Source organism: Microbacterium elymi, assembly GCF_021582895.2.
Taxonomy (GTDB): domain Bacteria; phylum Actinomycetota; class Actinomycetes; order Actinomycetales; family Microbacteriaceae; genus Microbacterium; species Microbacterium humicola.
Genome location: NZ_CP091139.2, coordinates 1,112,742 through 1,139,575, shown reverse-complemented (window position 1 = coordinate 1,139,575; position 26,834 = coordinate 1,112,742). Strand labels below are relative to the sequence as shown.

The window sequence follows — 26,834 nt, the reverse complement described above, 5'->3', positions numbered from 1 at the left end:
ACCACCGGCATACTGCCGTCCTATCACCATCGCGTCGTCGAGATTGGTATCACCCACGTTGAGGATGACGGGGTGATCAGCGGGCGGTGGGAGACGCTCGTCAACCCAGAACGCGACCTCGGGCCGCAGGCACATCCACGGCATCAGCGCTGCGGAAATCCTCGCCGCCCCAACGTTCGATGACATCGCCGCCGACTTCGCGACCCTGCTGCACGGGCGTACCTTCGTCGCACACAACTCGTCCTTCGACGAGCGCTTTCTGCAGGCGGAGTTCGAGCGCTGCGGATATCTGTTGCCGGGCCCGGTGCCGAGCTTGTGCACCATGCGCTTGGGCTCGAACTTCGGTCTCGGCGGATCGTGTGCTCTTGTGCGGGCATGCGAACAGTTCGGGATCGAGAATGCGCTCGCGCACAGCGCCGGATCAGACGCACACTCCACGGCGCAACTTCTCGTCGCGTACATGCGGATGAGCGCGCAGTGGCAGGGTTGGACCGACTATTGGGCGCAAGCGGCGCACGCGGGCGACGCGTTCCCCTACCCGTACGCATCTTCAACCGGCGTCGCGTGGAAGGTGCGCGGTGACCACTCATACGCCCCCGCGCACTTCCTCGAACGGATCTCGACCTCGGCCGCCCGCAGCACAGACGCCGGCGCAGAAGCTGAGTACCTTGCGGTTCTCGATCGGTGCCTGCTCGACCGGTTGATCTCGGTCAACGAGGGTGACCAGCTCGCTACCATCGCCGCAGAACTGGGGCTCACGCGCTCACTGGCGGACGCGCTGCACGCCGAGTACTACGCGGCCCTTGTGCGGGAGGCGTGGGCCGACAGCGTCCTCACCCCCGACGAGCGGGACGACCTCGCAGCCGTCGCCGAGCTTGCCGGTTGCCAGCCGAACTCCGTGGGACGGATGACTCGCCCCGTGGAGCTTCGTCGGCCCCCGCATCCGACGAGTCCGCCCGCTTCGTACTGCGCCCCGGTGACATGATCGTGCTCACAGGCGAGATGAGTCGGGCGCGGGAGGACTGGGAAGCTGAGCCTGCGTGCGCGCGGCTTCGTGACGCACCCCACCGTCACCAAGAGGGTCGCGCTGGTCGCCGCCGCCGACCCCGACTCTCTCTCGGGCAAGGCGCGAAAGGCTCGTGACTACGGCATCCCGATCGTGAGCGAAGACGGACTCGTGCGGCTGTTGGCGGGATGAGGATGCTTTCCGCTGTGCGATGGTCCCTGCCGGCTCTAGAGATCGTGCGGATACACGACGTCGATCTCGGAGATGTCTCGCGAGAAGTCCTTGCGGTTGTCGGTGAGGAAGACATCAGCGCCCGCGGAGACGGCTGTGGCCAGATGGGCGCCGTCCGCAGCACGCAGGCCATATATGGTCGAGAGCGCGACGGACAGCCGCGCGGTCGGCTCGTCGAACGCCCTGAGATCAAGCCGACTGAGCAGGCCCGTCAGTGCGGCGACCTCTTCCGATCGGGGATCAGCGTGCAGTGGTTTCGTCAGGACCTCCGGAAGGACTGGATCGTACGTCTTCGTACGAAGATGTACACATTCCGTGCACAACCTCTTCGGGAGCGTGTCGATCCTCGAGATGACCTCGAGTGGTTCGGGTCGCTTTATGAGTAATATAGTTACTCATAAAATTGGGATGATGGCTTATGGGCACAGCTGACAACACCGCTGCATGGCCCGCACTCGCGATGGAGCAGCAGGTGTGGGTGCCGAGTTCGGCCTGGGGTGTCGACGCGGAGCGCGCTCGCGCCGGCGTGCCCTACCTGTCCGCTGTGCCACCGTTGATCGCGACGTTGTCACCGCATCCTGATGCCGACGCTCTGACCGCAGCCGACACTGCCGCACGTGAGCTGAGCCGCCTCGATGCTGAACTGGGCGGTCGGGTCGCGTCGTTCGCCCCCGTCCTGCTGCGTTCAGAGGCGGCATCGTCGTCGCAGATCGAGAACATCACCGCATCCGCTCGCGCGATCTTCAGTGCCGAGCTCGGCGCGAAGACGAGCCGCAACGCCGAGATGATCACCGCCAACACCCGTGCCATGACCGCAGCGATCGAACTGTCGAACGATGTCTCCGCCGACGCAGTCGCCCGGATGCACGAGGTGCTGATGGCGGGACAGCCGCAGCACACGCCCGGACGCTGGCGCCAAGAGGCCGTGTGGATCGGAACACGCGGCGACAGCCCGGTGGGCGCCGAGTTCGTCGCCCCGCACCACTCTCGCGTGAGCGGTCTCATCGATGATGTGGTGGCCTTCGTGCGAGCGCGAAGACGTCGCGCCGCTGGTTCTGATCGCGGTCAGCCATGCGCAGTTCGAGACCATCCATCCGTTCACCGATGGCAACGGGCGCACCGGCCGCGCACTCGCTCAGTCTCTGCTGAGGTCCCGTGGAGTCACCCGCAACGTGGCGCTTCCCGTATCGGCGGGGCTCCTCGCCGACACCGAGGGGTATCATCGCGCCCTCGGCGCCTATCGAACCGGTGATGTCACGCCGATTGTGAAGGCCTTCGCGGATGCCGCGGCCCGTGCCGTGGGGAACACACGGACGCTCATCGCCGAGATGGACGAGATCCGCGAAAGCTGGAACGAACGGCTGACGGTGCGTCGTTCGAGCAACGCCTGGAAGCTGCTCGACGTGCTCATGCGCCGACCGGTGCTCGACTCGGCGACGGCTGCGGCCGAACTCGGCGTGCAGAGCCGAACGTCTATCCGCCACTGGCGGCCCTGGTCGACGCCGGAATCCTCCGGTCGAAATCCGAATATCGTCTCGGGCCGTTCTGGCGAAGCGAAGAGATCCTCGGCGCCATCGATCGGTTCGCCGAGCGCGCCGGGCGCCGTGAGGCACCCCGACCACAGCAAGGAGCCCGCTCATGACCCGCATCCCGGAGTCCGAATGGGAGCGCGTCGCGCTCGAGACGCTCGCCGAGCTCGGCTGGCGGCCCCTGGCGGGCGAGAAGATCGCCCCGGGCAGCGGCGAGCGCGACACCTGGGACGAGCTCCTTATCCGTCCCCGCCTGCTCGAGGCGCTGCGCCGGCTCAACCCCGACGTCCCCGGCCATTACCTGCAGCAGGCGCTCGCTGAGATCGCCGCACCGCGCTCGCAGGACGCGATCACCGAGAACCACCGGATCCACCGCTGCCTGGTCGACGGGTACCCGCTCAGCTACATCGACACGGACGGCATCGAGCAGAATCCGCGCATCCGGCTGATCAGCACCGAGCCCGAGCAGAACGACTGGCTCGCCGTCAACCAGGTCACCGTCCGCGACCGCGACGTGCACCGCCGGTTCGACCTCGTGCTCTACGTGAACGGGATGCCGCTGTCGATCCTCGAGCTGAAGGCCGCGGGCGCCGAGTCGGTCGGGGTCTCCAACGCCTACTGGCAGCTGCAGACCTACCTCGATGAGCTGCCGATGGCATTCCGCTTCTGCGTGTTCACGGTGGCCAGCGACGGCACCGGCGCCAAATACGGCACCCCGTTCACGCCGTTGAACCACTTCGCGCCGTGGAACGTCGACGACGACGGCGCCCGCTGCCGCAAGCCGCGGATCGAAGAGGGCATCGATATCCAGCCTCTCGACGATGCGCTGGACGGCCTGTGCAATCAGGAGCGGTTCCTGCAGGCTTGCCGCAACTTCACCGCGTTCGACGAGGGCCCCGATGGGCTGGTCAAGCGGATCGCCAAACCACACCAGTACTTCGCCGTCACCAAGGCCGTCGGCCGCACCGTCGCGGCCGTCGCCTCCAACGGCAAGGCCGGCGTGGTCTGGCACACCCAGGGGTCGGGCAAGTCGATGGAGATGGAGCTGTACGCCAACCTCGTCTCACGCCGCCCCGAGCTGCGCAACCCCACCCTGGTCGTGGTCACCGACCGCAACGAGCTGGACGGGCAGCTGTTCCAGACCTTCGCGCAGAGCCTGCTGCTGCCCGAGCGGCCGAAGCAGATCCACGAGCGGGCGCAGCTGCGTGACGAGCTGGCAGGCCGGATCACCGGCGGGATCTACTTCACGACGCTGCAGAAGTTCGGACTGTCGAAGGCCGAGAAGGATGCCGGGATCCGGCATCCACTGCTCACCGACCGACGCAACGTGATCGTCGTCGTCGACGAGGCACATCGCAGTCATTACGACGACCTCGACGGCTACGCCCGACATCTGCGCGATGCGCTGCCGCACGCCACGCTGATCGCGTTCACCGGCACCCCGATCTCATTCGCCGAGCGCGACACCCAGGCCGTGTTCGGCGACTACATCGACATCTACGACCTGACCCGGGCCGTGACCGACGGCGCCACGGTGCCGGTCTCGTTCGAGCCGAGACTGATCAAGGTCGCGCTGGCCGACGGCATGAGCCAGGACGAGATCGACCGCGCCGCCGACGAGGTCACCCTCGGATTGGACGACGCGGAGCGCGCGCGGGTCGAGGCATCCGTCGCCGTCGTCAACGCCGTGTACGGCGCCCCCGAGCGCATCGATGCGCTCGCCGCCGACCTGGTCGCCCACTGGGAGGAGCGCCGTGCGCGCATGGAGCCGTTCATCGGCGCCCCGGGCAAGGCGCTCATCGTCGGCGGCACCCGCGAGATCTGCGCCCGGCTCTATGCGGCCATCGTCGCGCTGCGACCTGACTGGCACGCGGACGCGCTGGATGCCGGACGCATCAAGGTCGTCTACTCGGGCACGGCGAGCGACCAGCCGCCCGTGCGCGATCACGTGCGGCGCGACTCGGAGAACTCCGCGATCAAGGCACGGCTGAAGGATGCCGACGACGAGCTCGAACTGGTGATCGTCAAAGACATGATGCTCACCGGATTCGACGCCCCGCCGCTGCATACCCTCTACCTGGATCGGCCGCTGAAGGGCGCCCTGCTCATGCAGACCCTGGCCCGCGTGAACCGGACGTACCGGGGCAAGCAGGACGGGCTTCTGGTCGCCTACGCGCCGCTGGCGGACAACCTCGCCACCGCTCTGTCGGAGTACACCGTCGACGACCAGGCGATGCGCCCCATCGGCCGCGATGTCGAAGAGGCCGTCGAGATCGCCCTCGAGTTCGTCACCCAGCTTGCGCGAGATGCTCGCGCCCTGCGATTGGCGGGGAGTGCTCGCGCGCGGCGGGTCGCGGGCGATGCTCACCGCGGTCACGACGGCTGTGAACTACCTGCGCGACCAGCAGAACCCGCTCAACGCCCCCGACCTCGGGGCAGAGCGGCTGGCCGCCCGTTACCGCGCGGCCAGCTCGGGACTCGCACGCGCCTGGGCCCTGGCATCCCGTCGCCCGGGACTCGTCGAGCTGCACGACGAGATCGCCTTCTACGAAGAGGCGCGGGTGTGGATGGCGAAGTACGACGCCTCGGACCGGCAGGCGCGGGACGAGCCGATCTCGGACGAGATCCAGCGGCTGCTCGGCCAGCTGGTCGCGCAGTCGATGGCCACCGGCGAGGTGCTCGACATCTATGAGGCGGCCGGCCTGCCGCGCGTGTCGCTGAAGGACCTCGGGCCGGACTTCCTGGATCGGGCGCAGCAGGCGCGAAACCCCCAACTGGCGATCGAGGCGCTGCGCAAGACGCTCATCGACTCGTCGATGGCCGCCACGCGCGGCAACCTCGTGCGCCAGCGGGCGTTCAGCGAGCGGATCGGCGAGATCATGCTCCGCTACACGAATCAGCAGCTCACCAGCGCAGAGGTCATCGCCGAGCTGGTCTCACTCGCGCAGGAGGTGCAGGCCGAGGCATCCCGCGGCGAGTCCTTCACCCCTCCGCTCTCACACGACGAACTCGCGTTCTACGACGCCGTCGCGCAGAACGAGTCGGCGGTGACCGTGCAGGGCGAGGACGTGCTCGCCCAGATCGCCCGGGACCTCGTCGAGGTGATGCGACGCGACGTGCGCACGGACTGGACGGTGCGCGACGACGTGCGCGCCAAGCTCCGGTCGTCGATCAAACGGCTGCTCGTCAAGCACAAGTACCCGCCGGACCGCCAGCCCGGGGCCATCAGGCTCGTCATGGACCAGATGGAGGCGATGGCGCCGAGCTACGCGGTCGAGCGCGACCGCCGCTGAGCCCCGGTCGGGGGCAGGATGCCGGGGTCAGAGCGTGCCGGTGCGCTCGCGCGCGGCCTGCTCGGGGCGGCCTTCGGCCTCGTACCCCGCGACGACTCCGGCGCGGTCGGCGTCGGAGCGGTTCTGGCTCCACTTGGCCTTGGCCTCGACGTCCGCCACCTGCATCTCGAGGCCGACGATCGCGCGCAGCTGCCCGGCGACGTACTTCTCCGGGGCATCCGTCACCGCCCAGGGCTGGTCGCGCTCGCCCTCATGCCGATCGGTGAGACGGGTCACGGCATCCCGCAGCCACCCGGCGTCCTCGTGCACGGTCACCGCTCCGCGCAGGTGCACCGCGGAGTAGTTCCAGGTGGGCACGACCTTGCCGTGCTCGGCCTTGGCCGCGTACCAGCTCGGCGTGACATACGCGTCCGGCCCGTACACGATGACCAGCCCCGCGGCACCATCGGCGATGCGCTTCCAGTGCTCGTTCGCGCGCGCGAAGTGCGCGATGACCCGGTCGCCGTCCCACAGGATCGGCAGGAGCGTCGCGTCGGGCACGCCGTCCGCGCCGGCAGTGACCAGCGTGCCGACGGCGGCCTGCCGCACGAACGCACGCGCGGCGTCGAGGTCGTCGATGCGATTGAAGTGCGGCACGTACATGCCTCGAGCGTACGCGGCGGCGCGAGCGGCGTCGCACGCTAGCCTGATCGCGTGAATCCGAGTTTCGTGCTGATCCCGCTGATGGCCGTGCTGGCGCCCGTGGCCGCGCGGGCGCTGGGACGATGGGTGCGGATTCCGGTCGTCGTGTTCGAGCTGGTGCTCGGGATCCTGATCGGCCCGTCGGTACTCCGCTGGGCCCAGCCGTCCGAGTTCGTGCACACCCTGTCGGAGTTCGGGCTGGCGATGCTGTTCTTCGTGGCCGGCACCGAGATCGAGCTCAGCGCGCTGCGGGGCCGCTCCGGCCGAGGTGCGATCTGGGGCTGGCTGATCAGCCTGGTGGCCGGCGTCGCGCTCGGCCTCATCGTGGCTCCGGGCGAGGGCGCGATCATCATCGGGATCGCCCTCGCCTCGACCGCGCTGGGCACCCTGCTGCCGATCCTGCGCGACACCGGCGAGATGGCCACCCCGTTCGGCCGCGCGGTCGGCGCGCTCGGCGCGGTGGGCGAGTTCGGCCCGCTGGTCGCGATCTCGGTGTTCCTCGGGGCCCGCTCGCCCGGCGCGGCCACGATCGTCCTGGCCGTCTACGTGCTCCTGGCCGGCGGAGCGATCTGGTACGCGTTCGCCGCCCCGCGCGGCGCGCTGCACCGCTTCGTGAGCGCGACGCTGCACACCTCGGGCCAGTTCGCGGTGCGCGTCGTGCTCCTGCTGCTGGCGGCACTGGTCGCGTTGAGCGTGTTCCTCGACATCGACATGCTGCTGGGCGCGTTCACTGCCGGCATCGTCTGGCGTCTGCTCATCCGCGACGCCGACGCGCACGACCGCGAAGAGGTCGAGAGCAAGATCGAAGCCGTCGGCTTCGGCTTCCTCGTGCCGATCTTCTTCATCTACACGGGCATCACCTTCGACCTGCGCTCGCTGCTGCAGACCCCGCTTCTGCTCGGTCTGGTCGCGATCACCGTGCTCGTGCTGCTGGTGGTCCGCGGCATCCCGTCGCTGCTGGCCACGCCGCCGGGATCGAGCATGCGCGACCGCATCGCGACGGGGCTGATGGGCGCCACCGGTCTGCCGATCATCGTGGCCGTCACCGCGATCGGCGTGGACAAGGGCATCCTCTCCACGGCGGCCGCCGCGGTCTTGGTCGGAGCCGGGATGCTGTCGGTCCTGCTGTTCCCGCTGATCGCCATGTCGCTTGCACGGCGACCGCGTGCCGGTGAGCACCACGGCCGACGACCACGCCTGAGCCGGCGCGGCGATACGGCGAAGGGCCGGTACCGCGGATGTGCGGTTCCGGCCCTTCGTCTCGCTTCGCTCGCTCAGGGACCTATGAGGGCGCCGCTCGCTCAGGGACCTGTGCGGGTACCGGCCCTTCGTCTCGCTTCGCTCGCTCAGGGACCTGTGTGGCGCCAGGATTCCTACGGGCGGTCGGCGGCCGGGTCGTCCCCGGCAGCCTCGCGCTCGGCGGTCAGCGTCGACGTCGTCGCCGCGGCCGCCGTCGTGCCGTCCTCGCCCACCACGCTCAGCGCGCCGGTGACGACCGCGACCGAGTCGGCACCGTCGATCTCCAGGCTCTCGGCCGCGACGTCGCCGCGGTCGATCGTCTTCTTCAGCGGTACTTCCTTGACGAAGCACACCAGGACGGTCGCGATCAGCACGAGCGGCAGGATGTAGAGGAAGATCGGCGTCAGCGCATCGTTGTAGGCGCCCACGATGATGCCGTGGATCGGCTCGGGCAGGCCCTTGACCAGCTCGGGCGTCAGGCTGTTGGCCCCGCCGGCCGAGCCGCCGGCGCCGGCCGGCATCCGCTCGCTGAGCAGGTCCAGCAGCCGCGTGGCGAACAGGCTCCCGACGATCGCCGAGCCCAGCGACGCGCCGATCTGCCGGAAGTAGTTGTTCGTCGAGGTGGCAACGCCGACCTCCGAGCCCGGGAACGTGTTCTGCACGACGAGCACGAAGATCTGCATGCACAGGCCGAGGCCCAGGCCCATCACGCCGAGGAACACGCAGATCAGCCATACCGGCATGTCGGCGGTCATGGTCGACAGCAGCACCATTCCGACGGCGGTGACGAGGGTGCCGGTGATCGGCGCCCACTTGTACCGTCCGGTCCGGCTCACGAGCGCCCCCGACACGATCGACGAGAGCAGCACGGTGCCCATCATCGGGATCATCAGCAGACCCGACTGGGTGGCGTTGGCGCCGGTCACCATCTGCAGGTAGGTGGGGATGTAGGCGAGCGTGCCGAACATCGCCACGCCGATCGCCAGGCCCGCGGCGGTCATCAGGTTGAAGTTCAGCTTGCGGAACAGGTGCAGCGGCATCACCGGCTCGGCGGCGCGCATCTCGACGAACACGAACGCGACGGCGGCCAGCACGGTGCCGACGATCAGGCTGATGATCTGCGGGGAATCCCAGGCGGACCCGTTGGGCGCGTCATGGCCGCCCCAGGTCGTGATCAGGACGATGCCGGTGGATGCCAGGGCCAGCAGTGCGATGCCGAGCACATCCAGCTTCACCTTGCGCTTCGGGTGCTTGGGCAGGTGCAGGAACATCACGGCCGCGACGATGGCGAGGATGCCGAGGGGGATGTTCATCCACAGGCCCCAGCGCCATCCGATCACATCGGTGAACCAGCCGCCCAGCAGCGGGCCGGCCACGGACGAGATGGCGAACACCCCGCCCATGATGCCCATGTACTTGCCGCGCTCGCGGGCGGGCACGACATCCGCGATGATCGCCTGTGACAGGATCATGAGCCCGCCGCCGCCGATGCCCTGCACGCCGCGGCCGATGATCAGCCAGGGCATGTCCTGCGCCCAGCCGCCGATGATCGAGCCCAGGATGAAGATCGAGATCGCCGCGATGAAGATGCCCTTGCGGCCGATCAGGTCGCCGAGCTTGCCGTACACCGGCAGCATGATCGTCGAGGCCAGGATGTAGATCGTGATGACCCAGGTCATCTGGTCGACGCCGTGCAGGTCGCCGACGATGGTCGGCAGCGCGGTGCTGAAGATCGTCTGGTCCAGCGATGCCAGCAGCATCGTGACCATCAGCCCGGCGAACACCAGCAGGATGTTCCGGGTGTGGTGCGGCTCTACGGCCGCCGTGTCCGCGGTTGCGGTCATTGCAGTAGTCCTGTCATTTCTCGTACCAGCGCGGCCGCGCGGGTGCGCAGTCGTGCCGTTGCTTCATCGGTGGAGAGGTGTGAGTGCTCGCGGGCGAGCTCGATCGTGGCGGCGCGCATGGCGGCGCCGCAGGTCATGAGGACCACTTGGGCCTGCTCGTCCGAGCAGGGCGCAGGCATCCTTCTGCGCAGCATCCTTCTTCACGGCATCTTTCTGGGCGGGCCCCGACGTGCGGTCGATCAGCGCGCGCACGCCGTCGCTGAGCGGACTCAGCATCCCATCCATGTGCGAGAACTTGCGCTGCAGGAGTTCGGGATGCGCGCGGACGATCTGGTGCCGCTGCTCGTGCAGGTCGCGGCCGGGGCCGCGCACGACGGCGCTCAGCAGCTCGAGAACGCCGTCCAGCAGGGAGGTGGGCTGCATGCCCTCGAGGGTCTCGGCGACCAGCTCCTGCGTGTCCTCCTGCGTGCGCACGCCGAGGATCGCATCTTCCTTGCTGTCGAAGTAATTGAAGAACGTGCGGGGTGAGACCTCGGCACGTTCGCTCAGCGCATCGATGGTCAGCTTGTCCAGACCGTCCTCGAGGACGATCTCGACCGCCGCGGTCTCGAGGCGCCGGCGGGTCTGCTCGCGCTTGCGCTCGCGCAGTCCGGGAAGGGGAGCTTCTTCTTGCACTCGTGCAATCTTCCTCGCGTACCCGAAGTTGCGCAAATGCAAACATGCACTCGTGCATAATTCACAGCCGACTCGTAAAGTCGGGCCGCCGACGCTGGCCTGACTCTCAGCCCTGATCCATAGGGTGGGGCCATGCTCGACCAGCCGGAGATCGACGCCCCCGTCGACATGTCCCCGTCCCAGTTGCGCTCCCTGCGAGACGAGCTCGAGCGATTCCTGCCTGCCGTACCAGTTCGGGTTGCATGAGATCTCGACCAAGATCGACATCCTGCGCGACGAGTTCCAGTACCTGCACGAATACAACCCGATCGAGCACGTCTCCAGTCGGGTGAAGACCCCGGACAGCATCGTCGACAAGGTCGTGCGCAAGGGCATCGACCCTGACTTCGCCAGCATCCGCAGTCACATCACCGACATCGCCGGCATCCGGATCACCACGAGCTTCACCGCCGACGCGTACCGGCTGTTCGACCTGCTGACCACGCAGCCCGACATCTCGGTGCTGCGGGTCAAGGACTACATCTCGCACCCCAAGCCCAACGGCTACAAGAGTCTGCACGCGATCGTGCAGGTTCCGGTGTTCCTGTCCACCGGTCCGATCGAGGTGCCGGTCGAGGTGCAGTTCCGCACGATCGCGATGGACTTCTGGGCCAGCCTCGAGCACAAGATCTACTACAAGTACCAGCAGCAGGTGCCCGGCGACCTGCTGGCGGAGCTGAAGGATGCCGCCGACTCGGCCGCCCTCCTCGACGAGCGGATGGAGCGGCTGCACCGCGAGATGCACGGCGGCACGCGCGAGATCGAGAGCACCCGGATCCTCGCGGTCTGAGCCGGCTGCGGGCGTGCCCGGGGTCGAGGTGTCCGGGGCCGGGGACCGCGGGGCGGCGTGCAGAACTCCGGAGATTCGCGCGCCGCGGGAGTGATCGCCCTGGGAGCCCGCGCGGCGCGGGCTGGCATGCACCGGATCTCCGGAGTTCTGCACGCCCACCCGCCGGTAGCCTGGCCGGGTGGACGTCGCGGAGATGATGGATGCCGCACGGCGGCGTCTCTCGGAGCTCCCGCGTGAGCGGCTGGGCGAGCTGGTCGTGCCGCGGCGCATCCTCGGCATCGCCCGCCCGCCGCGGATCGAGCCGCGCGGCACCGCCTGGCATCTGGGCGTGCTGCTGCTGACCGACGACGAAGTGCTGGCCACCGGCGACATCCTGCGCGCCCGCGAGGACGTACGGCGCGGGTTCACCGCCGAGTCGCAGCGCGAGCGGGCGGCGCTGGCCGCAGCGGCCCGGCGCGGCGGATTCGCCGAGGGGGAGCCCGTGCACATCGGGTGGGAGCGGCTCGACCCGGCCGCGCTCGCGCGGGGCGAGGCATCCGGCCCACTGGCGATGCTCGGCTCGGTGCCCGGCATCCGCTGGAGCCGGACGGGTGCGCTCGTCCCGCTGGAGGGCTACCTCGACGACCGGATCGCGCTTGCTGGCCCCGCCGGGCTGAGACGCGACCTCGGGTAGTCTGGAACGTCGACTCAAGGTGGGGAAACGATGGAGACATGGCCCGGGGCGGCGTACCCGCTGGGCGCGACGTACGACGGCAACGGCACGAACTTCGCGCTGTTCAGCGAGGCCGCTGAGCGCGTCGAACTGTGCCTGTTCGACGACGACGGCGCCGAGACCCGCGTCGACCTCGTCGACGTCGACGGGTACGTCTGGCACGCCTACCTTCCGCAGATCGCGCCCGGCCAGCGCTACGGCTACCGGGTGCACGGCGCGTACGAACCGGCCGAGGGCAAGCGCGCCAACCCGGCCAAGCTCCTGCTCGACCCGTACGCCAAGGCGGTCGAGGGGCAGACGGTGCACGGGCAGTCGCTGTTCGCGTACGACCTCGACGACCCCGAGCAGCGCAACGACGACGACTCGGCGCCGGACACCGTCCGCGGCGTCGTGATCAACCCGTTCTTCGACTGGAACGGCGACCACGCACCGCACACCCCGTACGCCCAGACGGTCATCTACGAGGCGCATGTGAAGGGGCTGACCGAGCGGCATCCCGACATCCCGGATCAGATCCGCGGCACGTACAGCGCCCTCGCGCACCCGGCGATCATCGCGCATCTGCGCAAGCTCGGGGTCACCGCGATCGAGCTGATGCCCGTGCACCAGTTCGTGGATGCCGCCAGCTCGGCCGATCACGCGCACGCGAACTACTGGGGCTACAACACGATCGCGTTCCTCGCCCCGCACAACGGGTACGCCTCGGGGGCGACCGCGGCCAGCAGGTGCAGGAGTTCAAGGCGATGGTCAAGGCCCTGCACGCCGCCGGCATCGAGGTGATCCTGGATGTCGTCTACAACCACACCGGCGAGGGCAACGAGCTCGGCCCGACGCTGAGCATGCGCGGTATCGACAACGCCGCCTACTACAAGCTCGACGAGAAGGACCCGGCCCGGTACACGGACTACACCGGCACCGGCAACAGCCTGAACGTCAGTCATCCGCACACCCTGCAAGCTGATCATGGACTCGCTGCGGTACTGGGTGCTCGAGATGCACGTCGACGGGTTCCGGTTCGACCTGGCCTCGACTCTGGCGCGGGAGTTCTACGAGGTCGACCGCCTGTCGGCGTTCTTCGACATCGTCCAGCAGGATCCGGTGATCTCGCAGGTCAAGCTCATCGCCGAGCCGTGGGATGTCGGACCGGGCGGATACCAGGTCGGCAACTTCCCGCCGCTGTGGACCGAGTGGAACGGACAGTACCGCGACACCGTGCGCGACTTCTGGCGCGGCGAGCCGCAGGCGCTCGGCGAGTTCGCGTCGCGCCTGACCGGGTCCAGCGACCTGTACGCGCACTCGGGGCGCCGGCCCGTGGCATCCGTCAACTTCGTGACCGCGCACGACGGCTTCACCCTGCGCGACCTGGTCTCGTACAACGAGAAGCACAACGAGGCCAACGGCGAGGACAATCGCGACGGCACCGACGACAACCGCTCGTGGAACAGCGGTGTCGAGGGGCCGACCGACGACCCCGCGATCCTCGCGCTGCGCGCACGGCAGGAGCGCAACTTTTTGGCGACGCTGCTGCCGAGCCAAGGCGTGCCGATGATCTCGCACGGCGACGAGCTCGGCCGCACGCAGCAGGGCAACAACAACGGGTACAACCAGGACAGCGAACTGACCTGGATCGACTGGGATGCCGCGGACCTGCCGCTGATCGAGTTCACCGCGAAGCTCTCGAAGCTGCGGCGGAAGCATCCGACCTTCCGGCGGAGCCGGTTCTTCGAGGGGCGTCCGATCCGTCGGAGCGAAGGCGCGCCGGTGCCTGACATCGCCTGGCTGCGGCCGGACGGCACGCAGATGCAGCCGGAGGACTGGGAGTCGGGCTTCGGCCGCGCGATCGGCGTGTTCCTCAACGGCGACGGGATCCGCGAGCGGGATGCCCGGGGTCGCACGATCACCGATCGGCACTTCATCGTGCTGTTCAACGCGGGCGACGAGGCGATCGACTTCCGCATCCCGTGGGTCAAGGCCAGCCCGAGCTGGGACCTGGTCGTCGAGACCGGCGCGCACGGCAACGGCGACCACCCCGTGCCGCCCGGAGGCAATGTCACCCTCGAGGCCCGGGCGCTCGCGGTGCTGCGTGCGCACAGCGACGAGGCGAAGGGCCCGGATCACACGGTCGAGGCGTCGCTGGCCGCGGCGAAGCCGGCGGGCGCGGGCGGGCGCTGAGGGCGCGCGGGCGAGGCGTGGCATCCTGGTCGCTCGGTCGTCACAAATGGCTGCTCGCGGGCGCTGAGGGCGCGCGGCCGAGGCGTGACATCCTGGTCGCTCAGTCGACGCACATGGCTGCTCGCGGGCGCTGGAGCCCGCATTCTGCGTCGACTGAATTCGTGGGTCGCTGTTCGGTCGTCACATATGGTTGCTCGCGGGCGCTGGAGCCCGCATTTTGCGTCGACTGAATTCGTGGGTCGCTGTTCGGTCGTCACATATGGTTGCTCGCTGGCGTTGAAGCCCGCATTTTGCGTCGACTGGATTCGTGGGTCGCTGTTCGGTCGTCACATATGGTTGCTCGCTGGCGTTGAAGCCCGCATTTTGCGTCGACTGAATTGCAACGGTGTCAGCCGCCGCAATCGCAGCACCCCCGCACTCGACCGCCGACCTCGAGCCCCCGCCCGGGCGCCGCAGCCTGCACGCCGCACACGCCGCACCCCGCCGCACCCGCGACTGCACATCAATTTCCCGACTGCACATCAAACTCGGCCCAGACTCATGTGCACTCGGCCAAATCGTACGATTTCGCAGCGAGAAGCCCGGCGGAGGGGCGGGAGGTATCAGGGGGAGGACTACCGTGCTCTGGGTTGTTGTGGACACAATGGTCATCATGACGACTCTGGGGGATGCCGCGTCGGCCGAGCCCGCGGACGAGCTGCCGCGCTGGGAGCGCGCCGGCACACTGTTCCGCGCATGGCGAGACGGCGAGGCGCGAGCAATGGACGACCTGGTCCGGCTGATGTCCCCGACCCTGTGGCACATCGTGCGCGCCTACGGGCTCGACGCGGCCCTGGCCGAGGATGTCGTGCAGACGACCTGGCTGACCCTCGTCCGCCGGCACGAGAGCATCGCCGACGCGCGGGCGGTGTCGGGCTGGTTGACCACGACCGCCCGCCGCGAGGCCTGGCGCGTCGGACGCGCCCAGCGGCGCGCGGACGTCACCGAGACCGAGGACCTCGAGCCCAAGCTGCCGACGCAGGAGTCGGCCGAGACATCCGCCACACGCCTGGACGGGGCGCATCGCCTGTGGGATGCCGTCGGCCAGCTCACCGAGCGCTGTCAGCGGCTCTGCGGGTGATCGCGTTCGAGGAGCGCCCGGACTACGCCCGGCTGGCGCAGGAGATGTCGATGCCGATCGGCTCGATCGGCCCGACTCGCCAGCGGTGCCTGGTCAAGCTGCGCGCACTGCTGGGCGATGAGGGGGCGATGGCGTATGGAACATGAGGATTTCGCCGCCGATGCGGCGATGTTCGCGCACCTGCGCGCGATGTGGCGGGAGCACGATCCCGAGCCGGCGGGCCTGGTCGACCGCATGGTCGCCGCGGTCGCGGTCGAAGACCTCACTCGCGAGTACGCGCTGCTGACCATGGTCGAAGGCGAGTACGCCGAGGTGCGCGGCGAGGGCGACACCTCGACGCTGCAGTTCAGCGACGGCGAGACGAGCGTGCCGCTGCACGTGACCGTCACCGAGGACGGCGACCGCCGGATCGACGGGTGGGTGGATGCTGCGGCCGTCGCGGTGCGACTGGTCCAGGGCGATCACGAGCGCGGCACCGAGCCCGGCGAGCACGGCCGGTTCGCGTTCGACGGCGTGCGTGCGGGGCTGACCCGGGTGCGGCTGACAGTGCGCGGCGTCGGCGACGAGGTGCGCGAGTTCCAGACGCCGCAGTTCGAGGTGTGACCGCGACGGACTCCTGGAGTCGTCGGCCTGCGCCAAGATAGAGGCGTGGCCCCGAGCGCGCAAGCTGCATCGTCGTGCCGTCGAGGAGAGCATCCGCGGACGGTTCGCCGCGGCCGAGCGCACGCTGCAACGTGCTGCGGCCATCGTCGAGGACGTCGACCTGCGTGCGCGGATCATGGGCACCCAGGCCGTGGTGCTGCAGCGCACGGGGCATCCCGGCGAGGCGGAGCGCCTGTGCCGTGACGCCCTCGCCCTGACCGAGCTTGCAGGAGAGCACGCGTGCCGTGCTGCTCGGCCAGCTCGGTGCGCTCGCGCTGGTGGGCGGACGCCTGCGCGACGCCGAGCGGCTGCTGTCCGATGCGATCACCGGACTCGCCGACGACCCCGTGGCCGAGGCGCGCGTGCGCATGAACCGCAGCGTCGCCCGACTGCAGGTGCGCGATCTTGACGGCGCGGCCGTCGACCTCGACGTCGCCGCACGGATCTTCGCGGAGTCCGGCCTGCCGGTGGACGGTGGTCAAGCCGAGCACAACCGTGCGTACGTGGCGCTGCTGCAGGGCGACCTGGTCGCGGCGCTGCGCGGCATGCAGGAGGCGCGCCCCCGGGCCGCGGCATCCCCCATCACCGCCGGCATCTGCGACACCGACCGCGCCGAGGTGCTGCGCGACGCCGGTCTGACGCGGGACGCGGAGCAGCTGCTGGCGGCGACGGCGAAGCTGTTCGGCGCGCACCGCATGACCCAGCTGCGGGCCGAGGCGGAATTCCAGCTCGCGTGCTCGCAGCTGACCCACGACCCGCCGCATGCTCGCCGCACGGCCGCAGCCGCGGCGCGACGCTTCGACCTGCTCGGCAACCGGACGTGGGCGGCGCGCGCCGAGGCCGTGCGGATGCGCGCCGTGCTCAGCGGCGGGGCGGTGCGACGCGGCGGTGGGCGGCTGCCGGATGCCGGGCGCATCCCCTCCACCGACGAGGTGGCCGGGCTCGCGACCCGGCTGCGTCGCGCCGGATTCCCCAGCGAAGCAGCGTCGTTGCGACTGGGGTTGGCGATCTGGCAGGCGCGGCACGGGCAGAGACCCCCTGGCTCGACGATCCGCGTGCCGGCGTCGGCGCCGATTCAGGTGCAGCTGCTGGCGCATGAGGCTCGGGCCGTCAGCGCGCGCGCCCGGGGGACGATGCAGCGGCCCGCCGCCATGCCGCACGAGGCCTGGACCACTTGACCCGGTGGCGTGCGGCGTTCGGAAGCCTCGACCTGCAGACCTCTGTGGCGATGCACGGGAACGGTCTCGCGCTGGTGGGCCTCGACGCCGCCGCGCGCTCGGGACGACCCGACGTCGTGTTCGAGTGGTCCGAGCGCGCCCGGCAGCTCAGTCAGCAGGTGGTGCCGCTGCGTCCGCCGCCCGACCCTGACCTCGCCGCCGACCTCGCCGAGGTGCGGATGCTGCGTGCCGACGATCCGGCGTGGGCGACCAGCGCGCGCGGGATGGTGCTGCGAGAGCGGGCGCGCACCCGGCAATGGACGCAGACCTCCTCGGGCGAGGCATATCAGCGGATCCGCTGCCCGAACTGGTCAGCGCGCTCGATGACGCCACGGCCGTGCTGTCGTACATCTACTCCGGGGACGCGGTGACCGCCCTCGTGGTCACCGCGGATGCGCAGCGCGTCGTCCCGCTGCCGGGCCTGGCCGCCATCCGCGACCTCATGCCGGGGCTGCGCGCCGATCTCGACATGGCCGCGACCGTGCGCACCGGCCCCCTCGCGGCCGCGGTCCTGCAATCGCTGCAAGCGCGACTGCAGGCGCTGTCGGCGGCCCTGCTGGACGGTCCGCTGGCGGCGGTCGGCTCGCGCCGCGTGGTGATCACGGCCCCCGGCATCCTCTCCGGCATCCCCTGGGCGATGCTGCCGGCCATGCGCGGCCGCGCGTTCACGCTCGCCGCGTCGGCGTCGCAGTGGGTGCGGGATCGCGAGCAACCGCGGACTGCGATCGCGACCGCCGGATTCGCCGTCGGGCCTCGCGTGGCCCGGGGCGATGAGGAGGTGCGTGCCGCCGCGGCGGCATGGACTGCCCCGGTGATCGTGGATCGGGAGGATGCGAGGGCGGATGCCGTGACCGAGCTCGCGTCCCGGGTCGATGTGCTGCACATCGCGGCGCACGGCCAGCACGCGGCCGACAACGCCCTCTTCTCGGGGCTGGAACTGGCCGATGGCACGCTCTTCGGCTACGACATCGATCGGATCGGACGGGTCCCGGCGATCGTGATCCTCTCGGCCTGCGAGGGCGGCCGTTCGTCGGTCCGCTGGGGTGAGGAGGCGATCGGCATGGCGCGGATGTGGCTGTCAGCCGGCGCGCGATGCGTCATCGCCACTCCGGTGGTGGTCGCCGACGACGCCGCCTGCGAACTGCTCGGGGCCATGCACACCGAGCTGTCGGCAGGGGTGGACCCCGCCGAGGCGCTGGCCGCGGCATCCGCCCGCACCGGACTGGTGACGCCGTTCCAGGCGCACGGCGCGGGTTTCTGACTGCGCGTGTATCAGCGAGGGATGCCCCCGCTCTGACACGGTGGGACGTTCGCAGCGCGACCGGGCCGCATGACTGGGGAGTCGGGCCCACAGGGGAAGCGCAGCGAGTGGGGACGGTGTTCTGGGGGCGCCGTCGCCGAACCCAAGGGGGAGGATGCCGGTGCAAGCCGGGATCCTCCCCGTCTTTCCAGGGGAATCCGCCTCGCTGGGGCGTCGCGGGGACCGCTAGAGTTCGAGATCACGGGGAGCGCGCGCTGCGCACGGCGAGGAGGCCACGATGGACGACCAGACGGAAAAGAACGGGCCGGGTGAGCCGGTCGACGCCCGGCGCGGGGGAGCGAGCTGGGAGCAGCGCGAGGAGGCGATCAAGCCGCTCGGAGTGGTCCTGCAGCCGCCGGCCGAACCCGGTCCGAGCCGGGTCTTCCCGACCGTCTACATCCCGGATCGCCTGCTCGTGTCGGGCCGGCGGGACGTGAACGAGGTCGTGCGCGATCTCAATGCGGCGTTCGTGAGCGCCGGCTGGCAGTTCGAGCCGCAGCCGGTTGTCACGATCGAGCGGCGCGCTTCGCGGCCCGGGCGCGAGGGGCCGCGGGCGACGTCGGTGACGAGGGTGCAGGTTCTCGCCCAGGGGCAGCGGCCGGGTCGGTTCCGGACGCGTGGGCTGTGCTGGATGCTGCCGCACGGCAGGGCGTGAACCTCGATGGCGTCGGACTCGACCACCTGCTGACCGTGGGCCCGATCGGGATGAATCCGTTCACCTCCACTAATCCCTTCGGCTCGACGAACCCGTTCACATCGACGAACCCGTTCACGTCGACCAATCCGTTCACCTCGACGAACCCGTTCGGTTCGACGAACCCGGCATCGGCGGGACTCGGCGCCTACGCTCTGCCCGGGTTCGGCGGCCGTCAAGCCGTGACGTGGGTCGGCGACGCGCCCCATCGTTCGCGCGAACGCAAGCGCGATCGTCCGATCGTCATGATCATGGACACCGGCTGCGCGAAGCATCCGTGGTTCCGTCCCGGGGTCGTGCGCACCCGGGTCGAGCTCGATGGGGTGCCGATCGGCCTGACCGACATGGCAGAGGACCCGGACCTGAATCCGGACCTGGTCGGGCCGCTGGACGGGCAGATCGATCCGGTATCGGGGCATGGCACGTTCGTGGCCGGTGTCGTGCATCAGGCATGCCCGGATGCCGACATCCTCGCACCGCGCATCGCCGACAGTCTGGGCCGGGTGATCGAGTCGGACCTCATCGACGCGATGGATCAGGTCGCCGAGCTCGTGCTGCGCCACGCGCAGGGGCTGCCCGGAGGACAGCGCATCGACGTGCTGAACCTGTCGCTCGGGTATTACCACGAGACCCCCGAGGACGTGCTGTACAGCGCCGGGCTTGCGCCTGGTGCTCCTGGAGATCGCGGCGGCGGGGACCACGATCGTGTGCAGCGCCGGCAACGACGCGACCGATCGGCCGATGTTCCCGGCGGCGTTCCCCGGCGAGGACGGCTGCGCGCCGATGCTCGCCGTCGGGGCGAAGAATCCGAACGGCCGCACCGTGGCGCTGTTCAGCAACACCGCCCCGTGGATCGATCTGTATGCGCGCGGGGTGTCGGTGCTCTCGACATTCCCGGCTTTCAACGGCGGGGCCCAGGCGGTGACGCGGCGCGATGCGCACGGCAAGGAGCGCGACTCGCTCGATCCGGACGACTTCACCGGCGGGTTCGCGGTGTGGAGCGGCACCTCATTCGCCGCCCCGCTCGTGTCGGGCAGCATCGCCGCGCGCCTGGATGCGCTCGACGAGGGGGCGGATGCCGCAGCCCGCGCCGCGGCATCGGCCAAGATCGTCGACCAGCTCCGTGAGGAGGAGCTGTAGGGCGCGCTGTGCCGGGGTTTCGGCCCTTCGTCTCGCTGCGCTCGCTCAGGGACCTGGCGTTGGAGAGGTCCCTGAGTGAGGGAGCGCAGCGACCGAGACGAAGGGCCCGGGTCCCGCGCTCGCTCAGGGTCCTGGTGTCGGAGAGGTCCCTGAGTGAGGGAGCGCAGCGACCGAGACGAAGGGCCGTCCTGCGCTCGCTCGGGGACCTGGTGTCGGACAGGTCCCTGAGCGAGGGAGCGCCAGCGACCGAGACGAAGGGCCGGGCGTCGGACGGGGCTTGACGTCGGTCCCGCGCTCGCTCGGGGACCTGGTGTCGGAGAGGTCCCTGAGCGAGGGAGCGCAGCGACCGAGACGAAGGGCCGAGGCCGCCCCCGGCGCGTGACCACGCCTCAGCGCGACGAATTCGCGGTGCGGCCGCGCACGATCCCTACGAAGGCGTCGATCAGGTCCGAGGGGCGGTCGGCGTCCCACACGAGCGCGACGGTGGAGATCGGTCCTCCGCGCAGCGGCCGGTAGGTGACGTCCTTGCGGTGATGCAGACCGGGCCAGCGACATCGGCACGATGACGACGCCGACACCGGCGCCGACCGTGGCCACGGCATCCTCGGTCGTCTCGGGCGCAGCGAAGCTCGGCTCCCGCGTGCCGGATGCCGTGAACCCGAGCACGTCGTCGGCCGGGGTGATCAGCACCTCGCCGGCCAGGTCGGCGGCTTCGAGCTCGTCGGCGGCGGTCAGATCCGATTCGGCCGGGACGACGACCACCGGCACCTCGTCGTACAGCGCGATCACGTGCCGTCCGGCGCGGTCGATCGGCAGGCGCACGAGGGCCGCGTCGACCGCGCCCGATCCGATCGCGTCGCGCTTGCGCGGCGGCGGTGAGCGGGATCAGTTCGAGCGGATTGCGCGGCATCCGCTCCTCCCAGATGCGGATCCACTTGCCCGGAGTCGCGCCGGGGACTGCACCGAGACGGAACGGGCCGGCGGGAAGGGGTCCCGGCGTCGGCGGGTTCTTCCGTGGCGTCTTCTCGGCGGCCGGCTTCTTGGGCACCCGACCGGTACCCGGCTTCGCGGTGCGCCGGGGTGCTCGTCCTCCGCCGGATCGCCTGCTCGCCATACTGTTCAACCTAGTCGTTGAGGCCCGACAGGACCCCGGCATCCCGTCCTGTGTGCGCCGCGGGCTCGGCCGTCGCACGCGCAGCGACGCTGCGTGTCGCCGACACCTCGAGATCGCTCATGAAGACGTCACCGAGCGCGATCGAGAGGACCGTTCAATTCGCAGGAAGATCTGGCTCAGCCCCCGCGACACGCCGGGGTGACGCGCCCGGATCGCGAAATGTTCCTGCGAGCAGAACGGGCCAGGAATGGATGCCGCAGTCCGGGCGGCGGCGCGGTACCCAGTCCTGCCACCGCCTACAGCCGCGTCCAGGCCTCGGTGAGCACGCCGCGCAGGATCTGCTCGATCTCGTCGAACTCGCTCTGCCCGATGGTCAGCGGAGGGGCGAGCTGGATGACCGGGTCGCCACGATCGTCGGCGCGGCAGTACAGCCCGGCATCGAACAGCGCCCGGGACAGGAAGCCGCGCAGCAGCCGCTCGGACTCGTCCTCGTCGAACGTCTCCTTGGTGGCCTTGTCCTTGACCAGCTCGATGCCGAAGAAGTAGCCGTCGCCGCGCACGTCGCCCACGATCGGCAGGTCGAGCAGCTTCTCCAGGGTAGATCGGAACGCCGGCGAGTTCTCGCGCACCCGGGCCGGCAGCCCCTCCTCCTCGAAGATGTCGAGATTCTCCAGGGCCACCGCAGCCGAGACCGGGTGCCCGCCGAACGTGTACCCGTGCGGGAACGAGGCGTTCCCGTGCGCGAACGGCTCATAGATGCGATCGCTGACGATCGTGCCGCCCAGCGGCGAGTATCCGCTGGTGACGGCCTTGGCGAACGTGATCATGTCGGGCTGGTAGCCGTAGGCGTCGCAGGCGAAGTACTCGCCGATGCGCCCGAACGCGCAGATCACCTCGTCCGAGACCAGCAGCACGTCGTGCTTGTCGCAGATCTCGCGGACGCGCTGGAAGTATCCCGGCGGCGGGGGAAGCATCCGCCCGAGTTCTGCACCGGCTCCAGGAACACCGCCGCGACCGTGTCGGGACCCTCGAACTGGATCATCTCCTCGATCCGGTTCGCCGCCCACAGGCCGAACTCCGCCTCGGTGCCGCCGGGGAATCCTGCCTCGTCGGCCCGGTAGAAGTTCGTGTTCGGCACGCGGAACCCGCCCGGGGTGACCGGCTCGAACATCGCCTTCATGTCGGGGATGCCGGTGATCGCCAGCGCCCCCTGCGACGTGCCGTGGTAGGCGATGGACCGCGAGATGACCTTGTGCTTGGTGGGCCGGCCCTGCAGCTTCCAGTAATACTTCGCGAGCTTGAACGCCGTCTCGACCGCCTCGCCGCCGCCGGTGGAGAAGAACACGTGGTTCAGGTCTCCCGGTGCGTAGCCGGCGAGCCGGTCGGCGAGCTCGATCGCCGACGGATGGGCGTACGACCAGATGGGGAAGAACGCGAGCTGCTCGGCCTGGCGGGCGGCAGCATCCGCCAGCCGCTTGCGCCCGTGTCCGGCGTTGACCACGAACAGACCGGACAGCCCGTCGATGTACTTGCGGCCCTGCGAGTCCCAGATGTGATGGCCCTCGCCGCGCGTGATGATCGGCACGCCGGGGCCGTCGGTCATCACGGACTGCCGGGCGAAGTGCATCCAGAGGTGGTCCTTGGCCATCTGCTGCAGTTCGGCTTCGGTGCGGGGAGAGCTGGTGATGGTCATCGTGTGCCCCAGTCGTAGAGCTGCTTGTGGAGTTTGAGGTAGACGAGCGCCTCGGCGTGGGCGACGTCGGGAAGGGGACGGATGCTGCCGTTCAGCATGTCGAGCAGTTCGTCGTCGCTTTCGCAGACGACTTCCACGAGCACGTCGAACGTGCCGGCGGTGAGCACGACGTAGGTCACGCCGGGCAGCGCGGTGACCGCCTCGGCGACCGTGCGGGCATCGCCCGAGACGCGCACCCCGATCATCGCCTGACGCGCGAAGCCGAGCTGGAGCGGATCGGTGACCGCGACGATCTGCATCGCACCGCTCTCGATGAGGCGCTGGACGCGCTGGCGGACGGCGGCCTCGCTGAGGCCGACGGCGCGCCCGATCTCGGTGTACGAGCGTCGCCCGTCCGCCTGCAGCTGTTCGATGATCGCCTTCGAGGTGTCATCGATCGCGGCGCGTGCAGGTTGCGGCATCCTTCGTCTCCTTCGCCTAACCGCACGGTATCAGTTGTCCAGCCGGTTCTACAAGAGGGATTCCGTAGCTAGGATGGCTCGCAAGAGATGGAAAACGCATCTGGACAGGGTGGTCGCATGCGCAACGGCGGCGTGTCGTTCTGGTGGCAGCAGCTCGGTCTGCCGAGCCCCCGAGAGCCGCTGCCGGGCGATGTCGACGTGGACGTGTGCATCGTCGGTGCCGGGTTCACCGGACTGTGGGCGGCGTACTACCTGCGCACGCTCGACCGGTCGATGCGGGTCGCGGTCGTGGAGGCGCGCTTCGCCGGGTTCGGGGCATCCGGTCGCAACGGCGGGTGGCTGACGAATTCGGTGACCGGCGGACGGGAGCGGTACGGCCGGGACGGCGGCATCCGTCAGCAGGCCGCCCTGAACGCGGCGGTGGACGAGGTGATCCGGGTCGCCGGCGTCGAGGGCATCGCGTGCGACATCGCGAAGGGCGGTGAGCTCAACGTCGCCTACACGCCGGCGCAGCTCGCCCGGCTTGCGGGCGGTCGTGGCCGCCGAGGCGGACTGGCCGGGGGCGGATGTCGCCGCGCTCGGGCCGGCCGAGACCAGAGAGCGGGTCGCTGTGGACCGTCCGCTCGGCGGGATGTGGCATCCGCACTGCGCCCGCATCCACCCGGCCAAGCTCGTGCGCGGGCTGGCGGCGGCGGTCGAGCGGGCGGGTGCGGTGATCTACGAGGACACGCCGGCCGTCTCGATCGAGCCGGGGCTGGTGCGCACGGCACGCGGGTCGGTGCGGGCCGCGCACGTGCTGCGGGCGACCGAGGGATTCACGGCGAATCTGCGGGGCGAGCACCGCACGTGGCTGCCGATGAACTCGTCGCTGCTGGTGACCGAACCGCTGCCGGCGGCGGTATGGGAGCAGATCGGCTGGGCGCACGCCGACACGCTGGGCGACCTGGCGCACGTGTACACGTATGCGCAAGCGCACCGCCGACGGGCGGATCGCGTTCGGCGGTCGCGGCGTGCCGTACCGGTACGGGTCGAAGGTCGACACCGATGGGCGCACGCAGGACCGCACCGTCCGCGGGTTGACCCGGCTGCTGCACCGGGCGTTCCCGGCGGCGGCCGCGGTGCCGATCGCGCATGCGTGGTCGGGCGTGCTGGGGGTGCCGCGCGACTGGGCCGCGTCGGTCGGGCACGACCGGCGCACCGGGCTGGGCTGGGCCGGCGGATACGTCGGGACCGGTGTGACGGCGACGAACCTGGCCGGGCGGACGCTGGCCGATCTCGTGCTCGAGCGCGACACCGACCTCGTGCATCTGCCGTGGGTCGGGCATCGCGCGAGGAAATGGGAGGTCGAGCCGCTGCGCTGGATCGCCGTGAACGCGATCTATGCCGCGTACGGCATGGCCGACGCGCAGGAGGCGCGGGGCGGTTCGCGCACGCCGCCGGTCGCGCGCATCGCCGACCTCATCTCCGGTCACTGACCCGGCCCGCCGAGGTTGTCGTCGGTCGCGCGAGGTTGTCGTTTGTTGGCCGAGATTGTCGTTCGTACCGCGAGATTGTCCTCGGTTCAGCGAGGTTGTCGTTTGTTGGCCCAGGTTGTCGTTCGTCCCGCGAGGTTGTCGTTGGTTCAGCGAGGTTGTGCTCGGTACCGCGAGGTTGTTGAGGACAATCTCGGCGGACGGAGGACAATCTCGGCGGACGGAGGACAATCTCGGCGAGAGAGGAGGGGCGGAGCTAGGCGAGGCTGGACATCACGTGCTTGACGCGGGTGTAGTCCTCGAAGCCGTAGATCGAGAGGTCCTTGCCGTATCCGGACTGCTTGAACCCGCCGTGCGGCATGTCGGACACGAACGGGATGTGCGCGTTGATCCAGACGCAAGCCGAAGTCCAGCGCCCGGCTCATCCGCATCGCGGTGGCGTGGTCGGTCGTCCACGTCGAGGTCGCGAGCGCATAGGGCACGCCGTTGGCCAGGGCCACGGCATCCGCCTCGGTCTCGAACGGCTGCACGGTCAGCACCGGGCCGAACACCTCGGACTGGACGATCTCGTCGTCCTGGTGCACGCCCGACACGATCGTCGGCTCGAAGAAGTACCCCGCCTCGCCCTGCCGGCGCCCGCCGGTCTCGATCCGCGCATGCGCGGGCAGCCGGTCGATGAACCCGGTCACGCGCTCGAGCTGCCCGGCGTTGTTCAGCGGCCCGAAGAAGGCCCCCGAATCGGGTGCGCCGGTGCGGATGTTGCCCCGCACATATGCCACCAGCTCGCGCACCAGCGCGTCGTGGGCGGATGCCTGAACCAGCACCCGGGTCGCGGCGGTGCAGTCCTGCCCGGCGTTGAAGAACGCCGCCTGGGCGATCCCGGCGGCGGCACGTGCCAGGTCGGCGTCGGCGAACACGACGGCCGGCGCCTTGCCGCCGAGCTCGAGATGCACGCGCTTGAGGCTGCTCGCCGCCGCGGCGGCCACCTGCATCCCCGCCCGGACCGAGCCGGTGATCGCGACCAGCTTGCGGCACAGGATGCTCGGTCAGCAGCGCGCCGGTGGTGCGGTCACCGAGGACGACGTTGAACACGCCCGCCGGCAGGATCTCGGCGGCCAGCTCGGCCAGCCGCACCGTCGTGGACGGCGTGGTCTCGCTCGGCTTGAGCACCACGGTGTTGCCGGCGGCCAGGGCCGGCCCGATCTTCCAGATCGCCATGTTCAGCGGATAGTTCCAGGGCGTCACCTGCGCGACCACGCCGATCGGCTCGCGCCGCACGTACGAGGTGAACCCCTCGGCGTACTCCGCCGCCGCCCGGCCGTTCAGCTCGCGGGCCGCGCCGGCGAAGAACCGCAAGCTGATCGACCGACTGGTCGATCTCGTCGGCGACCAGGCTCGCCCGCGGCTTGCCGGTGTCGCGCGACTCCAGGTCGGCGAACTCGTCCGCGTGCGCGGCAAGAGCGTCGGCGAGCCGGAACAGCGCCAGCTGGCGGGCGGCCGGCGTCGCATCGCGCCAGCCCGGAAAGGCGCGGGATGCCGCGGCGAACGCGGCATCCACGTCCAGGGCGGTCGAGACTCCGGCCTGTGCATAGGCCTCGCCGGTCACGGGTGAGACGAGATCCAGCAGCGGTCCGGACGGCTCGACCGCCGCGCCGTCGATGATGTTGTGCAGGGTCATGGTTCGATCCTTCCGGCCCTTCGTCTCGCTTCGCTCGCTCAGGGACCTGTGTTCGCTTCGCTCGCTCAGGGACCTGTGTTGGCTTCGCTCGC

The 26,834-nt window shown here is 69.8% G+C and carries 19 protein-coding genes and 12 pseudogenes; 22 read left to right on the top strand and 9 right to left on the bottom strand.

The annotated features are described in order from the left end of the window. Positions 1-133: 133 nt before the first annotated feature. From L2X98_RS20215 to L2X98_RS06055, 3 genes and pseudogenes are all read left to right on the top strand, one after another. A pseudogene (locus L2X98_RS20215) lies at positions 134-391 on the top strand (3'-5' exonuclease); the annotation flags it as partial. Positions 392-466: 75 nt separating this feature from the next. Beyond that, entirely contained in the window at positions 467-985 is a 519-nt protein-coding gene (locus tag L2X98_RS06060) for a hypothetical protein (RefSeq protein WP_259612650.1), read from the top strand. A 45-nt stretch (positions 986-1,030) separates the two neighbouring features. Then, positions 1,031-1,198, top strand: coding sequence for a BRCT domain-containing protein (locus L2X98_RS06055; protein ID WP_354003003.1), 168 nt, complete (start codon positions 1,031-1,033; stop codon positions 1,196-1,198). A 35-nt stretch (positions 1,199-1,233) separates the two neighbouring features. Here the strand turns inward: L2X98_RS06055 and L2X98_RS06050 are convergent, their stop codons facing one another. Continuing rightward, positions 1,234-1,560, bottom strand: a complete 327-nt coding sequence (locus tag L2X98_RS06050; protein ID WP_259612648.1) for a type II toxin-antitoxin system VapC family toxin — start codon at positions 1,558-1,560, stop codon at positions 1,234-1,236. Between the two features lie 95 nt (positions 1,561-1,655). Here L2X98_RS06050 and L2X98_RS20210 point away from each other — a divergent pair. Continuing rightward, positions 1,656-2,051, top strand: a pseudogene (locus L2X98_RS20210) (Fic/DOC family N-terminal domain-containing protein); the annotation flags it as partial. Positions 2,052-2,244: 193 nt separating this feature from the next. Further along, positions 2,245-2,325: pseudogene (locus L2X98_RS20205) on the top strand (hypothetical protein); the annotation flags it as partial. Between the two features lie 149 nt (positions 2,326-2,474). On the opposite strand, the gene L2X98_RS06045 reads toward L2X98_RS20205, so the two are convergent. Continuing rightward, positions 2,475-2,864, bottom strand: coding sequence for a hypothetical protein (locus L2X98_RS06045; protein ID WP_259612647.1), 390 nt, complete (start codon positions 2,862-2,864; stop codon positions 2,475-2,477). 11 nt (positions 2,865-2,875) lie between these two features. Here L2X98_RS06045 and L2X98_RS06040 point away from each other — a divergent pair. Further along, positions 2,876-6,059, top strand: a pseudogene (locus L2X98_RS06040) (type I restriction endonuclease subunit R). A 27-nt stretch (positions 6,060-6,086) separates the two neighbouring features. On the opposite strand, the gene L2X98_RS06035 reads toward L2X98_RS06040, so the two are convergent. Continuing rightward, positions 6,087-6,701, bottom strand: a complete 615-nt coding sequence (locus L2X98_RS06035; RefSeq protein ID WP_259612646.1) for an FMN-binding negative transcriptional regulator — start codon at positions 6,699-6,701, stop codon at positions 6,087-6,089. Between the two features lie 81 nt (positions 6,702-6,782). Between L2X98_RS06035 and L2X98_RS06030 the strand changes: the two are divergent. Beyond that, positions 6,783-7,817: pseudogene (locus L2X98_RS06030) on the top strand (cation:proton antiporter); the annotation flags it as partial. Between the two features lie 296 nt (positions 7,818-8,113). Here L2X98_RS06030 and L2X98_RS06025 read toward each other — a convergent pair. Both L2X98_RS06025 and L2X98_RS06020 read right to left on the bottom strand, forming a co-directional pair. Then, a complete protein-coding gene (locus tag L2X98_RS06025) occupies positions 8,114-9,823 on the bottom strand; it encodes an MDR family MFS transporter (protein WP_259612645.1) in 1,710 nt (569 codons plus the stop codon). Positions 9,824-9,886: 63 nt separating this feature from the next. Continuing rightward, positions 9,887-10,498, bottom strand: a complete 612-nt coding sequence (locus L2X98_RS06020; protein WP_259612644.1) for a TetR/AcrR family transcriptional regulator — start codon at positions 10,496-10,498, stop codon at positions 9,887-9,889. A gap of 132 nt (positions 10,499-10,630) precedes the next feature. On the opposite strand from L2X98_RS06020, the pseudogene L2X98_RS06015 reads away from it, so the two are divergent. The 12 genes and pseudogenes from L2X98_RS06015 (at position 10,631) to L2X98_RS05965 (ending at position 20,324) form a co-directional block, all read left to right on the top strand. Beyond that, a pseudogene (locus L2X98_RS06015) lies at positions 10,631-11,327 on the top strand (GTP pyrophosphokinase). A gap of 178 nt (positions 11,328-11,505) precedes the next feature. Beyond that, on the top strand, positions 11,506-12,000 hold the full coding sequence (locus L2X98_RS06010; protein WP_259612643.1) for a glutaminase: 495 nt from the start codon (positions 11,506-11,508) through the stop codon (positions 11,998-12,000). Positions 12,001-12,030: 30 nt separating this feature from the next. After that, positions 12,031-14,211, top strand: a pseudogene (glgX, locus tag L2X98_RS06005) (glycogen debranching protein GlgX). Positions 14,212-14,863: 652 nt separating this feature from the next. Beyond that, positions 14,864-15,331 carry an RNA polymerase sigma factor gene (locus tag L2X98_RS06000; protein ID WP_259612642.1) on the top strand — a complete coding sequence of 156 codons (468 nt, stop codon included), beginning with the start codon at positions 14,864-14,866 and terminating at the stop codon, positions 15,329-15,331. Next, a complete protein-coding gene (locus L2X98_RS05995; protein WP_259612641.1) occupies positions 15,328-15,477 on the top strand; it encodes a hypothetical protein in 150 nt (49 codons plus the stop codon). Before L2X98_RS06000 ends, L2X98_RS05995 begins: the two co-directional genes overlap by 4 nt. Continuing rightward, positions 15,467-15,934 (top strand): hypothetical protein, encoded by a 468-nt coding sequence (locus L2X98_RS05990; protein ID WP_259612640.1) that lies wholly within the window; start codon positions 15,467-15,469, stop codon positions 15,932-15,934. The genes L2X98_RS05995 and L2X98_RS05990 overlap by 11 nt, the downstream gene beginning before the upstream one ends. A 263-nt stretch (positions 15,935-16,197) precedes the next feature. Continuing rightward, positions 16,198-17,151 carry a hypothetical protein gene (locus L2X98_RS05985; protein WP_259612639.1) on the top strand — a complete coding sequence of 318 codons (954 nt, stop codon included), beginning with the start codon at positions 16,198-16,200 and terminating at the stop codon, positions 17,149-17,151. After that, a complete protein-coding gene (locus L2X98_RS05980) occupies positions 17,148-17,561 on the top strand; it encodes a hypothetical protein (RefSeq protein ID WP_259612638.1) in 414 nt (137 codons plus the stop codon). Before L2X98_RS05985 ends, L2X98_RS05980 begins: the two co-directional genes overlap by 4 nt. Next, positions 17,528-18,451, top strand: coding sequence for a CHAT domain-containing protein (locus L2X98_RS05975; RefSeq protein ID WP_259612637.1), 924 nt, complete (start codon positions 17,528-17,530; stop codon positions 18,449-18,451). Before L2X98_RS05980 ends, L2X98_RS05975 begins: the two co-directional genes overlap by 34 nt. A gap of 277 nt (positions 18,452-18,728) precedes the next feature. Beyond that, entirely contained in the window at positions 18,729-19,145 is a 417-nt protein-coding gene (locus tag L2X98_RS05970) for a hypothetical protein (RefSeq protein ID WP_259612636.1), read from the top strand. A 50-nt stretch (positions 19,146-19,195) separates the two neighbouring features. After that, positions 19,196-19,804, top strand: a pseudogene (locus tag L2X98_RS20200) (S8/S53 family peptidase); the annotation flags it as partial. 49 nt (positions 19,805-19,853) lie between these two features. Then, a complete protein-coding gene (locus L2X98_RS05965) occupies positions 19,854-20,324 on the top strand; it encodes a S8 family serine peptidase (protein ID WP_259613213.1) in 471 nt (156 codons plus the stop codon). A gap of 123 nt (positions 20,325-20,447) precedes the next feature. On the opposite strand, the gene L2X98_RS05960 is transcribed toward L2X98_RS05965, so the two are convergent. From L2X98_RS05960 to L2X98_RS05950, 3 genes and pseudogenes are all read right to left on the bottom strand, one after another. Further along, positions 20,448-21,146, bottom strand: a complete 699-nt coding sequence (locus L2X98_RS05960; RefSeq protein WP_259612635.1) for a hypothetical protein — start codon at positions 21,144-21,146, stop codon at positions 20,448-20,450. Positions 21,147-21,734: 588 nt separating this feature from the next. Next, positions 21,735-23,131 (bottom strand): annotated as a pseudogene (locus tag L2X98_RS05955) (aspartate aminotransferase family protein). Beyond that, positions 23,128-23,592, bottom strand: a complete 465-nt coding sequence (locus L2X98_RS05950) for an Lrp/AsnC family transcriptional regulator (RefSeq protein WP_259612634.1) — start codon at positions 23,590-23,592, stop codon at positions 23,128-23,130. Before L2X98_RS05950 ends, L2X98_RS05955 begins: the two are co-directional and overlap by 4 nt. 87 nt (positions 23,593-23,679) lie before the next feature. Between L2X98_RS05950 and L2X98_RS22635 the strand changes: the two are divergent. The 3 genes and pseudogenes from L2X98_RS22635 to L2X98_RS20190 all read left to right on the top strand — a co-directional run. Then, positions 23,680-24,075: pseudogene (locus L2X98_RS22635) on the top strand (NAD(P)/FAD-dependent oxidoreductase); the annotation flags it as partial. After that, positions 24,074-24,496, top strand: a pseudogene (locus L2X98_RS22630) (NAD(P)/FAD-dependent oxidoreductase); the annotation flags it as partial. The pseudogenes L2X98_RS22635 and L2X98_RS22630, both read left to right, overlap by 2 nt. Before the next feature lie 58 nt (positions 24,497-24,554). Continuing rightward, positions 24,555-25,067, top strand: coding sequence for an FAD-dependent oxidoreductase (locus L2X98_RS20190; RefSeq protein WP_354002932.1), 513 nt, complete (start codon positions 24,555-24,557; stop codon positions 25,065-25,067). A 253-nt stretch (positions 25,068-25,320) separates the two neighbouring features. Here L2X98_RS20190 and L2X98_RS05940 read toward each other — a convergent pair. Next, positions 25,321-26,742, bottom strand: a pseudogene (locus tag L2X98_RS05940) (aminobutyraldehyde dehydrogenase). Positions 26,743-26,834 lie beyond the last annotated feature (92 nt).